Source organism: Polynucleobacter sp. MWH-Braz-FAM2G (assembly GCF_018687635.1).
GTDB lineage: Bacteria > Pseudomonadota > Gammaproteobacteria > Burkholderiales > Burkholderiaceae > Polynucleobacter.
The window spans coordinates 1,116,039-1,127,446 of sequence record NZ_CP061300.1; the positions used below are offsets into that span (position 1 = coordinate 1,116,039).

At 42.7% G+C, this 11,408-nt stretch carries 12 protein-coding genes; 4 read left to right on the top strand and 8 right to left on the bottom strand.

Annotated features, from left to right (window positions below):
• Positions 1 to 51: 51 nt before the first annotated feature.
• A complete protein-coding gene (gene pstS, locus FD973_RS05880) occupies positions 52 to 1,074 on the bottom strand; it encodes a phosphate ABC transporter substrate-binding protein PstS (RefSeq protein WP_215322410.1) in 1,023 nt (340 codons plus the stop codon).
• Positions 1,075 to 1,215: 141 nt separating this feature from the next.
• Entirely contained in the window at positions 1,216 to 2,229 is a 1,014-nt protein-coding gene (locus tag FD973_RS05885) for a CorA family divalent cation transporter (protein WP_215322411.1), read from the bottom strand.
• Between the two features lie 105 nt (positions 2,230 to 2,334).
• Here FD973_RS05885 and FD973_RS05890 point away from each other — a divergent pair, with 105 nt between their 5' ends.
• The 3 genes from FD973_RS05890 (at position 2,335) to FD973_RS05900 (ending at position 4,636) form a co-directional block, all read left to right on the top strand.
• A complete protein-coding gene (locus FD973_RS05890) occupies positions 2,335 to 3,171 on the top strand; it encodes a transporter (protein WP_215322412.1) in 837 nt (278 codons plus the stop codon).
• Positions 3,172 to 3,252: 81 nt separating this feature from the next.
• Complete coding sequence (locus tag FD973_RS05895) at positions 3,253 to 3,672, top strand: hypothetical protein (RefSeq protein ID WP_215322413.1); 420 nt, start codon at positions 3,253 to 3,255, stop codon at positions 3,670 to 3,672.
• A gap of 103 nt (positions 3,673 to 3,775) precedes the next feature.
• Positions 3,776 to 4,636 (top strand): hypothetical protein, encoded by an 861-nt coding sequence (locus tag FD973_RS05900; protein WP_215322414.1) that lies wholly within the window; start codon positions 3,776 to 3,778, stop codon positions 4,634 to 4,636.
• A gap of 23 nt (positions 4,637 to 4,659) precedes the next feature.
• Here FD973_RS05900 and glmM read toward each other — a convergent pair whose 3' ends face one another.
• From glmM to FD973_RS05920, 4 genes are all read right to left on the bottom strand, one after another.
• Positions 4,660 to 6,003: a phosphoglucosamine mutase gene (glmM, locus tag FD973_RS05905; protein ID WP_215322415.1), complete on the bottom strand. Its 1,344-nt coding sequence runs from the start codon at positions 6,001 to 6,003 to the stop codon at positions 4,660 to 4,662.
• A gap of 50 nt (positions 6,004 to 6,053) precedes the next feature.
• Positions 6,054 to 6,920: a dihydropteroate synthase gene (gene folP, locus FD973_RS05910; RefSeq protein WP_371816853.1), complete on the bottom strand. Its 867-nt coding sequence runs from the start codon at positions 6,918 to 6,920 to the stop codon at positions 6,054 to 6,056.
• 20 nt (positions 6,921 to 6,940) lie between these two features.
• A complete protein-coding gene (gene ftsH, locus FD973_RS05915; protein WP_215322417.1) occupies positions 6,941 to 8,821 on the bottom strand; it encodes an ATP-dependent zinc metalloprotease FtsH in 1,881 nt (626 codons plus the stop codon).
• 145 nt (positions 8,822 to 8,966) lie between these two features.
• Positions 8,967 to 9,641, bottom strand: a complete 675-nt coding sequence (locus FD973_RS05920; protein ID WP_215322418.1) for an RlmE family RNA methyltransferase — start codon at positions 9,639 to 9,641, stop codon at positions 8,967 to 8,969.
• A 126-nt stretch (positions 9,642 to 9,767) separates the two neighbouring features.
• Between FD973_RS05920 and FD973_RS05925 the strand changes: the two genes are divergently transcribed.
• The gene (locus FD973_RS05925; protein WP_215322419.1) at positions 9,768 to 10,394 is read left to right on the top strand and encodes a YhbY family RNA-binding protein; all 627 of its coding nucleotides are present in this window, start codon (positions 9,768 to 9,770) and stop codon (positions 10,392 to 10,394) included.
• Between the two features lie 25 nt (positions 10,395 to 10,419).
• On the opposite strand, the gene FD973_RS05930 is transcribed toward FD973_RS05925, so the two are convergent.
• Together FD973_RS05930 and greA are read right to left on the bottom strand one after the other, a co-directional pair.
• The gene (locus FD973_RS05930; protein ID WP_215322420.1) at positions 10,420 to 10,884 is read right to left on the bottom strand and encodes a DUF4149 domain-containing protein; all 465 of its coding nucleotides are present in this window, start codon (positions 10,882 to 10,884) and stop codon (positions 10,420 to 10,422) included.
• Between the two features lie 7 nt (positions 10,885 to 10,891).
• Positions 10,892 to 11,368, bottom strand: a complete 477-nt coding sequence (gene greA, locus FD973_RS05935; RefSeq protein WP_215322421.1) for a transcription elongation factor GreA — start codon at positions 11,366 to 11,368, stop codon at positions 10,892 to 10,894.
• Positions 11,369 to 11,408 lie beyond the last annotated feature (40 nt).

Here is an 11,408-nt window from a genome sequence, read left to right on the forward strand (position 1 = left end):
ATTATGCGGAGCTGCTCATTAATGTATGTTCGAACAGAATGTTGTCAAACCTTATTTAGTAATAATCTTCGTAAATACATTCTTACGAATAAATTCTGTCGTTTTATCAGGCATTGGAACGTAATCCAACTCTTCTGCCATTTTCTTGCCATCCTTAAAGGCAAAATCAAAGAACTTAATGACTTCTGCGACATTCGCCTTGTTCTCTGGATTCTTGTAGATCAAGATAAATGAAGCACCAGTAATTGGCCAGGATTTAGCACCTGGGGCATTCGTAATAAATGTTCCCATACCAGGAATTTGAGCCCAGTCTGTACCGGCTGCAGCAGCTGCAAATGTAGCATCATCCGGCGCTACATAGTTACCATCTTTATTTTTCAAAGAGATAAAAGTCATTTTGTTTTTCTTGGCATACGCATACTCAACATAACCAATAGAGTTTTTCACTCGAGTTACGTTGGCCGCTACACCCTCATTACCTTTGCCGCCAACTGTAGAAGCAGCAGGCCATTTGACGTTTGCACCAGATCCAACTGAATCTTTAAATAGAGTACTTGTTTTTGCTAAGTAGTCTGTAAAGATTGCTGTAGTACCTGACCCATCAGCACGGGTCACAACTGTGATTGGGCCTGATGGAATCTTTACGCCTGGATTCATGATGGCGATACGTTTGTCACCCCAGTCAGAGATAACCCCTTGGAAAATATCAGCAAGAGTTGGGCCATCTAGCTTGATTTCACCAGGCTTTACTCCATCAACGTTAATCACTGGCACTACCCCACCGATAATTGCTGGAAACTGGACTAATCCGTCTTTTTCCAAATCTTCAAATTTCACTGGATTATCAGTCGCACCAAAATCGACTGTTTTGGCTTTAATTTGCTTAATACCACCTGAAGAACCGATGGATTGATAATTCAAGTTTGAACCGGTCTTTGCTTTAAAAGCTTCTGCCCACTTTGCATAAATTGGATACGGGAAGGTAGCGCCTGCACCCGTCATGTCCACTGCAAATGCAGCTGGAGCAAGAGAAATTGCGCCAATCACTAGAGCTTTTTTCAAGAAAGTTTTCATGTACTCGGTCCTTAAAACGTAGAAAACGCACGATTGCGATAAGAAGACGATACTTTTGGTCTGTGACTATTTGATGACAGTCCAATAAATATAAATATTTTCCTTATAAATCAATAACTTACTTATTATTTATAAGTCTGTTCAAATGATTCTTTTAACTTTCAAAGCTCCATAGACGGAAGCACCAGCAATTGACATGAGCGTCATTACCTCATAAAAAGATCCTCTTAAGCCCGGAAGATCTTCCATATTCATGCCCATAATTCCAGTAAGCAGAGTCATTGGTAAAAAAATGACTGTCATTACAGACAAAATCTGCAAGTTCTTGGCATTAAATTCGGCCACATGAGCGGCTTGTTCATCTTGCAGAACTTTTGCCCGATCATAAAGACTTGAGATTTCTTGCGCCAAGTAGGAAAGTAGATCTAAATCATCCACAAGACGATTTTTGTCCTCGTCTCCAAACCAATAAGGAGGTCTCTTGACGAGCCTATGAAGAGCCACTAATTCAGGGGAAAAATGCCTTCTCAAACGACTACATTGAATCCGTATCCTGCCTAGATTTTCGTGCTCAGGAAAATCTTTACCTCTGAGAAGATTTTCCTCTAGCGCATCCATATTCTCGGATAGATGCACCAATAAGGAACGCAGATGTTCTGCACGTAGATCAAGCAATTCATGAAATAACTCGATAATGGATGCAGGATTTAGCTGTCCATTTCTCAAATCAGCGCGCAACGTATCGGTGGTTCTTAATGGGTTATTTCTCAAGGAAATCATTAGCCTGGGGGTCACAATAGCCCATAGGGTGCCCAATCCGGCATCTCCGCCCTCCTCGCCAAATTCCTGTTGAAAGTCATTCATCACCATCAATAGGCAATCATTCAGCTTTTCAATTCGCTCAAGTCGACTGAGATTGACTCCCTCTTGGATCATCTCCACCACGCGCTCTGGTATGAATGGAGTATCTACAAGCCAACGCTGAATTTGAGAATTTGAGAGATTCAAATGTAACCACACTGAAATTTCTGGGTTACCTAAAGCATGAGTAATTTCAAACAAAGGTATCTCGAAACCTTTGCCAGACTCTGTAATAGCCCATGCGAATACAACGCCTGCTACGGGAAATGGTTTAGTGACGATCTCTTGAGGCATAAATAAATTGTATGACACCACTGGACGAAGTCTCTTATGAGGTGACATCAAACTGTCATAAGACTCGACTAAACAGTTTGATTGAGCTTAAGTCAGCATTAAAAGATGAATGTTAGAAACTATTGCTTCGCTTTTCTTTGTATTTCAGCAAATGCATATGCATTTGAGCCGCTAAACACGGATGATGCCGGAACCGTCAAAGCCGGCGGCAACCAAATCGAGCAATACTTTTTCTCAATCAATCGAAATGGAAGCGCTCAGCAAGCGGACATTATTACCCCAGGCGAAGAGTATGTTGGCAGAACTGATGCAAAAGCATTCCCTTTTACATATACACGTGGCTTGAGCGAGAAAGTTGAAGCTTCATTTTCTGCCACCTACTACAACGAACCAAGTGGTAATTTTTCTAAATTTTCTAATTATGTGTTCGCAGCAAAGTGGCGATTTTATGAGGATGAAAAAAATGGTTACGCCTTTGCAATTAAGCCTTCAGTGATTCTGCCTGCTGGGAAACAGCAGCAAGTAACTGGGCTCGGCATGGCGGCATTTAACTATGGGGCCAATTTAATTGCATCAAAATATTGGGAAGACTTCGAAGTGCATATCAATGCTGTATACATGCACTCTCCCTACAACACCAATTACACCGTGGGTCTATCTGCAGATCCAAATCGTACCAATCTATTTATCGTATCAGTGGCACCTGTTTGGACTGTGATTAAGGATTTTAAAATTGCGCTCGATATTGGCGCCACAACCAATCCACCTACCACCGAACAATACTTGAGTCATTACGCGCTAATTGCTGCCATCTACTCTATTACTGAAAATATCGACTTAGGAGCTTCGTATATGAGGACAGGATTGAACTATAGCGAAACAATTGCCGCCCAAGCTTCCGGCGCCACTCGCACTGAAGTTGGAGTTACCTGGAGATTTTGAATCTTAGTTTCCAGCTTTAATGGATTGTCATAATTTTCTAGCAAACTAAATTGACATTTCATAAATTACATTGGAGATAGGATGATTTATCAAATTATTCCCTTAGAAATGGGCTCTTTAGTCGAGCGCAACATATTCCAACAGAAGAACAAAGAAATTAAGTGTGGTACGGTTTGGAAATTAGGCTCAATAATCACCGAAGTAAAGCCAACCTTTATAAATACATATGATCCCAACGTAGGGATATCCATTAAAGATATTCCAGGAGGAGTAATTAGAAAAACATATGGGGGAGAGAAGATAATCTACTTTTCTGAAACTGTGCATAAGACAGAACAAGATGAGCTAACGGACATTTTCTATCAAACCAATAGCAAATATTCAAAAAATTATGCTGACGTCTTTCATGATCTAGGATGGATGCAATTTAGTCGAGAAGAATATATATTTGGTGAAATTGAGATAAAAGAAATAAGAAAGCAACCAAGCTATCATAAATAATGTGAAAACGAATCGACTATTAATATCCTTATGGTTCCTAGCAAATACGCTCGCGGCCTCTGCTCAGTCAACTGAGTCATTTCGTTTTGTTGCTTTGGGGGATATGCCCTATTCCATACCTGATGATTATCAACGTTACGAAAGGTTGATAGCTGAGATCAATAAAATCCAGCCAAGTTTTAGTATTTTTATCGGTGATACAAAATCAGGATCCACCCCATGCAGCGATGAATATAACCTCAAAGTTAAGCAGCATTTCAATCAATTCACATCCCCACTCATTTACAGCATCGGTGACAACGAGTGGACAGATTGTCATAGACCGGCGGCGGGCTCATACGATCCTATTGAACGCCTGAATGTACTAAGAGCTACTTTCTTCAGCAACAATAAAAGTCTGGGCAAAAAACCAATTGCTTTGACAAGGCAGGCAGATGTCGACCCTGTACATTCAAAGTTTGTTGAAAACTCATATTGGGTAAAGAACCAATTTTTATTTGTTAATCTTCATATTCCAGGATCAAATAATAATTTTGAGCGTAATGAGCAATCCAAAGCTGAATATGCTGAACGCAATCAAGCCAATCTAGCCTGGATAAGTAATGCTTTTTCACTTGCCTCAAGTAAAGGCTACAAAGGGATAATCTTTTGCTTTCAGGCTGATATGTTTTATTCGCCCAAACAAGCCATAGATGAAAGTAGCGGCTATCGAGATACTCTACTTCTTTTGAGTAAAGAAGCACAAAACCATAAGATTCCCGTACTTCTAATTCATGGCGACAGTCATCGCCTTATTCTTGATCAGCCTCTCAAGACAGTGGATCAAAAATATATTATCGAGAATGTTCTGCGCTTACAGGTAATGGGTGCTGAACAAGTTCAGGCGGTGGAGATCACTGTCAATCCAAAATCTGAGCAGCCTTTTGGGTTTATTCCAATTCTGCTAAAGAAGAATATGAAATAGCACAAGTCAAAGTAAGCTTGAATCTAGGCAGTTGGGACTAGTTCAGCAATGCTCTTGGCTGAGTTCATGGCAACATCACCATCCTGAGTTTCAACCATGACCCTGAGCAAAGGTTCGGTGCCAGAAGCTCTGATCAATACCCTGCCGATATCTTTGAGATCAGACTCTACCTTGGAGACTTGATTTTTTAATGCTGAGTCAGACTTCCAGTCATAACCAGGTTTGAATCTCACATTCAAAAGCACCTGAGGAAAGATATTTACCTTTTCTAGCAATTGAGCAAGACTCTTTTTGTTTTGACTCATAGCAGCCAATACTTGCAATGCCGCAATAGTGCCATCGCCAGTGGTGTGCTGATCTAGGCAAAGTAAATGTCCAGAACCCTCACCTCCAATTAGCCACCCTTTTTGTTTAAGCATTTCTAATACATAACGATCACCGACATTAGCGCGCTCAAATCCAATTCCCAATTCTTTAATCGCGTTTTCAACCGCTAGATTAGTCATGAGAGTACCAACCGCTCCTCCGATAGCTTGCTTTTTATCTAACCTATCTTTTACGAGGACATACAGCAATTCATCACCATTAAACAAACGTCCTGAGGCATCAACCATTTGGAGTCGATCAGCATCTCCATCTAAAGCAATGCCGATGTCCGCATTCACCTCTTTCACTTTTTCAATCAAGGCTTGTGGTGCGGTGGCGCCGCAACCATCATTAATATTGCGCCCATCTGGATTTACGCCTATTGAAATGACTTCTGCACCCAGCTCATGGAAAACATGAGGAGCAATGTGATACGCAGCGCCATTGGCGCAGTCCACCACAATTTTTAATCCCTTGAGATTGAGGTCTCCCGGAAAAGTAGACTTGCAAAATTCAATATAACGGCCAGCAGCATCATCTAAGCGGAATGCCTTGCCTAATTCTTTGGAGCTAACGCAACCCATGGGTTTTTCTAGCTCAGTCTCAATGGCTAATTCAAAATCATCAGAGAGCTTATCTCCGTTGGCTGAAAAAAACTTAATGCCATTATCTTGATAAGGATTGTGTGAGGCTGAAATCACCAAGCCCGCAGTTAAACGCAAGGCTTTAGTAAGATAAGCGACTCCAGGGGTCGGTATGGGGCCACAAAGCATAACATCGACACCTGCAGCAGCAAAACCCGCTTCTAAAGCAGCCTCCAACAAGTAACCAGAGACTCGAGTATCTTTGCCAATCAATACTTGGCAACGCTCACCTAGCTTGCAATCTTTCGTTAATACTTTGCCGGCTGCATAGCCAAGACGAGTCATAAATTCCGGAACAATCGGAAATTGCCCGACTTCGCCGCGAATGCCATCAGTGCCAAAGTATTGTTTTTTCATGGATATCATTATAAAACTTAGACCCTTTATATCTTTGTTTTATTCATTCATTAAAAATTAACTGCTTCCCAGAGTTTTAGGGCATCAACTGTTTCAGCAACATCATGAACACGAATGATTTTAGCCCCCCGATCAGCAGCCATAATGGCAGCCGCAACACTAGGAGCTACACGTTCATTAGTCTCTTTCCCAGTGACCTTTCCAATCATAGATTTTCTAGAAATACCCGCCAAAACTGGGTAGCCCAATTTTGTGAAAGCATTAAAGCGAGACAGCATAGTAAGGTTATGCTCAAGGCTCTTTCCAAAACCAAAGCCTGGATCGATAGCAATTCTGTCTGAGCTAACACCCTTTTCTATTAGAAATGCAGCTCTATCTTTTAAGAACTGTATTACCTCTCCAGTGACATCTTGATACTCGGGATTGAACTGCATTGTGAGAGGATCACATTGCATGTGCATTAAAACAATACCGCATTCTTTAATGTTAGTAACAGCATCAACTGCCCCCTCTTGCCTGAGTGCCCAAATATCATTTACACAATCAATGCCAGCAAGCAGTGCTTGGCGCATCGTTTCAGATTTGTAGGTATCAATTGATAAAGGTACGCCGCAATTTTTTAATGCCTCAATAACTGGAAGAACTCTATCGAGCTCTTCTTCAAGACTTACTGGCACCGCTCCAGGACGAGTGGATTCACCACCAATATCAATTAAATCCACACCATTGGCAATCATGATTTCTGCTTGAGCGATAGCATCTTGGGCATTTCTGAACCTACCGCCATCCGAAAAAGAATCTGGCGTGGCATTTAGAATGCCCATCACAATAGGACGCTTACGTTTTGTGAAATCAAAAAGAAAACGCCCACAACGCCAAGTTGTGGGCATCTCGATCAAACTTTGATTGAGCATCAAAAACTAAAACTCAATAGAGCTTAAGCAGTAGCGGGAGCGTTACCAGTAGCAGGACCAGGCGTTCCAGCGGAATTACCAAACTGGGTTGCAGGAGGCGGTTTTGGCGCACGAGGTGGACGACCCTCCATAATGTCGTTAATCTGCTCTGCATCAAGGGTTTCCCACTCTAACAACGCAGCGACCATGGCTTCGACCTTGTCACGATTCTGCTCCAAGATTGACCTTGCTAATGCATATTGACTATCGATCAATGTACGAATTTCAGCATCTACTTTTTGTTGCGTCAATTCAGAAACAGTCTTCGTGCTATTGCGACCAAAAATACTTTCAGATTCGGTATCGACATACACCATCGTGCCCAAGCTATCGCTCATGCCATAGCGAGTAACCATATCCCGCGCCATCTTAGTTGCACGTTCAAAGTCATTCGATGCACCAGTGCTCATAGAATGCAAGAAGACTTCTTCAGCAGCACGACCGCCAAATAAAATTGCCAACTCTTCCAACATGCGATCTTTATACAAGTTCACTCGGTCGAACTCTGGCAATTGCCAAGTCACGCCCAAAGCCATCCCACGAGGCATGATGGTGACCTTATGCACAGGATCAGATTTAGGAAGCACTTTAGCGACAACAGCATGTCCCGACTCATGGTAAGCAGTATTACGACGCTCTTCTTCGCGCATTACAGCTGACTTACGCTCAGGACCCATGTAAATCTTATCTTTGGCGTCTTCAAAGTCCTTCATATCAACTGAACGTTTATTGCGACGTGCAGCAAACAATGCAGCCTCATTCACAAGGTTTGCAAGGTCGGCACCAGAGAAGCCTGGCGTGCCACGAGCTAAAACGGCAGCATTGACATCTGGATCAATCGGAACCTTACGCATATGTACTTGCAGAATCTGCTCACGACCACGGATATCAGGTAAGCCAACATGAACTTGACGATCAAAACGACCGGGACGCAATAAGGCCCTATCCAACACATCTGAACGGTTGGTTGCAGCCACCACGATTACGCCACTATTGCTTTCAAAACCATCCATCTCAACCAACATCTGGTTGAGAGTTTGTTCGCGCTCATCATTACCACCACCCATGCCGGCACCACGATGACGACCTACAGCATCAATCTCATCGATAAAGATAATGCAAGGTGAATTCTTCTTAGCGTTTTCAAACATGTCTCGCACACGAGAAGCGCCAACACCAACAAACATTTCTACAAAGTCAGAACCTGAGATTGAGAAGAAAGGAACTTTTGCTTCACCAGCAATAGCGCGTGCCAATAATGTTTTACCTGTACCAGGGGGGCCTACCAGCAATACACCATGAGGAATGCGACCGCCAAGTTTTTGAAATTTTTGCGGATCTTTTAGGAAGTCAACTAATTCAAAGACCTCTTCCTTCGCCTCATCACAACCAGCAACATCAGCAAAAGTGACTGTGTTGCTATTCTCATCAATGAGACGCGCTTTAGATTTTCCAAATGAGAAAGCGCCACCTTTGCCACCACCTTGCATTTGACGCATCATGAAAAACCAGAAGCCAATAATCAGCAGAGTTGGACCAAGGTAGTACAAAGCTGAAGTGATCATGTTCGGTTCATCTTCTGCTTTACCAGAAACTTGAACACCATACTTCATCAAATCACCTACCATCCAAATATCCCCTGGAGATATCAGCGTATATTTATTGCCGTCGACAGGAGTAACGGTAAGGTTAGTGCGCCCCTGAACATCAACACGTTTGATCTTTCCAGCTTTGGCATCATCCATGAATTGTGAATAGGTGACCTGAGTCTGCTCCTTCGGCTTATCAAATTGCTTGAATACCGTAAAAAGCACCAGACCCACAATGAGCCACACACCGATTTTTTGGAACATATTGCTGTTCAAAATAAGTCCTTTTCTGGATTGATCCAGGAGTTAAAGCGAATCGCTACCTAAGTATTTGATTCTACTACCACCCTTTTTCAAGGGCTAATGGCATATTTATTTATAAAAACCCTATAAAACGGGGGTCCATTACAGGAATTAAGCTCTATTTTGGGGGTTTGAGGTTTCTACCCAATAGGAATATCTCTGAAGATCGGGCCCTAGAAGCCTTGGGCTTTCGAGATGCCACTGTTTTAAACACCTTTTTAAACGATTCCACAATCTGGCTGTAGCCACTCCCGTTAAAGCACTTAATTAGCAAAGCACCCTCAGGCTTGAGGTGAGCAACAGCAAAATCGAGGGCAATTTCAGCTAAAAAGGCCATCCTTGCGGCGTCTGCTACCCCAACACCCGATAAATTAGGAGCCATATCTGAGAGAACCAGATCAACCTTACCGTCGGCATCTTTAGGCAATAGCGCCTCAAGAGCATTCAGACCCTCCTCTTCTCGGAAATCACCCTGAATAAAGCTGACATCAGCAATATCTTCCATGGGCAATATATCAATCGCGATAATTTGCCCATCTGGTTTGCCGGATTCAATTTTTGGATTGTTTTTACCAAGCTCGGTTAAACGATTGCGCACATATTGCGACCAACTGCCAGGAGCACTTCCAAGATCAACAATAGTCATGCCCGCTTTAATAAGGTGATCTTGTTCGTCTATTTCACTCAGTTTATAAACTGCTCTAGCGCGATAGCCCTCTTTCTGAGCCATCTTCACGTATGGATCTGTTAAGTGATCCTGCAACCAACTTTTATTAAATTTATTCTTTGCCAAAACTTACCCACTTTCGCCCTATATTTTCCTAGTTTCCGCCTTCTAAAGCAAAAGGAATTATGGAAAAACTCGCTAAATTAAGCCTAAAGAGCTATTTCTCTCGATGAATGCTCTATCATCAAGCCCATGACAGCACTAACTATTACCCCCGCACAGCGCAAATCTTTAAAAGCCGATGCTCATGACTTAAATCCTGTAGTGATGATTGGTGGAGATGGTTTGACCCCAGCCGTAATTAAAGAAGCTAAATCGGCAATTAAACATCATGGCTTAATCAAAATTCGTGTTTTAGGTGATGATCGTGAAGCGCGTATTGCTATCTATGAAGAACTTTGTGATCAACTTGATGCTGCACCTGTCCAACATATTGGTAAGTTATTAGTTCTATGGAAACCAAAAGATGCAGTTGAAGAAGCTTTTAGCAATTTAGATCGATCTAGCAAACAGACTAAAAAGTCACTACAAGCACCAAGAACAAAACGACAACCTAATCGCGTTCCAACTAAAGCTGGCGCTCGCACCAGTTCTTCAGATCGCTCCAACCGTCGCTCCGCCTCTAACGCCTCACCGTTTGCGCGGGCTGCCGCTGTTAAATCTGCCACTCCTAAGAAAAGGGTTTTACGTTCTGAGGCGGCAGAATCCAAAATTGGCTGGTCTTCTCCAGGCTATAGAAAAGCAGTTGCCGCCCCAGCACCTATCAAGAAACGCAAAACTAGAATGAGTAGTACCAAGAAAAAATCTTTAGGCTCTTAAGACCCGTCAAATAAAAAGAACGCTGCTAGTCAGCGTTTTTTGTTGTCTGCCAAACCAAATATATTCCCAGCAATGTTTGAATCATAAAAACCATGCTGGAGACGGAATGCAGTCGATTAAAAAGTTCTGCATTAGAGGTTTCCCGGACTGATAAGCCTAAAGATAAGGCTTGATCCCTTAGCGCATTCATCCAAGGAATCAGAATAAATCCAGCGGTAATTGCACAGGCCAACATCGCAAGCAAGATCCAGCGAATAAGCCGGTATCTGGCTTGATTCTGCCTTACAAAATAATGGGCGGCAACCATCAATATGGTACTGATACAGACGCCTATATAAGCGGTCGCTTTAAGAAGGCTTGCTGCCACCATACCGGCAATTTGCCTATCACCCAAACTTGAAAAGAGAATGGGGACAACCAGAAATCCAATGGTAATAAAGCTGCCTACCCAGATACCGGCAATCAGACTAAAAACTCTCTGGGCCTGCATAGAAGAATTAGATGTAACGAACCGCTAAGATCTCAACTTCACGATTACCACCAGGCGCCTGAACACCCACCACATCGCCCTCTTCCTTGCTAATTAAGGCGCGCGCAATAGGGGAGCTAATAGAGATTTTATTTAAAGCAATATCAGCCTCATCATCACCAACGATTTGATAGGTGAATTTAGTGCCATCCTCAAGATCTTCGAGTTCGACGGTAGCTCCAAATACCACTCGCCCAGATACATCAAGAGTTGCTGGATCAATAATTTGAGCGGCAGATAACTTGCCCTCTAATTCTTGAATTCGACCCTCAATGAAACCCTGCTTCTCCTTGGCGGCATCATATTCGGCATTCTCAGAGAGATCGCCTTGAGCGCGAGCCTCTGAGATTGCATTGATAACGGCAGGACGTTCTACATGTTTCAAGCGGTGCAACTCTTCTTTGAGAAGCTCTGCACCGCGTTTGGTAATCGGAATTGTGCTCATGCTACTAACCTAACTTAAATTCTTGCGCAAAATTACGCGT

What these genes read in the sequence shown, in the direction of transcription:
- FD973_RS05900 (WP_215322414.1), top strand. Translation starts at nt 3,776, where the DNA reads ATGCCCTATTCCATACCTGATGATTATCAACGTTACGAAAGGTTGATA.
- FD973_RS05930 (WP_215322420.1), bottom strand. Translation starts at nt 10,884, where the DNA reads ATGCAGGCCCAGAGAGTTTTTAGTCTGATTGCCGGTATCTGGGTAGGC.
- FD973_RS05885 (WP_215322411.1), bottom strand. Translation starts at nt 2,229, where the DNA reads ATGCCTCAAGAGATCGTCACTAAACCATTTCCCGTAGCAGGCGTTGTA.
- greA (WP_215322421.1), bottom strand. Translation starts at nt 11,368, where the DNA reads ATGAGCACAATTCCGATTACCAAACGCGGTGCAGAGCTTCTCAAAGAA.
- FD973_RS05895 (WP_215322413.1), top strand. Translation starts at nt 3,253, where the DNA reads ATGATTTATCAAATTATTCCCTTAGAAATGGGCTCTTTAGTCGAGCGC.
- glmM (WP_215322415.1), bottom strand. Translation starts at nt 6,003, where the DNA reads ATGAAAAAACAATACTTTGGCACTGATGGCATTCGCGGCGAAGTCGGG.
- FD973_RS05890 (WP_215322412.1), top strand. Translation starts at nt 2,335, where the DNA reads ATGAATGTTAGAAACTATTGCTTCGCTTTTCTTTGTATTTCAGCAAAT.
- pstS (WP_215322410.1), bottom strand. Translation starts at nt 1,074, where the DNA reads ATGAAAACTTTCTTGAAAAAAGCTCTAGTGATTGGCGCAATTTCTCTT.
- FD973_RS05925 (WP_215322419.1), top strand. Translation starts at nt 9,768, where the DNA reads ATGACAGCACTAACTATTACCCCCGCACAGCGCAAATCTTTAAAAGCC.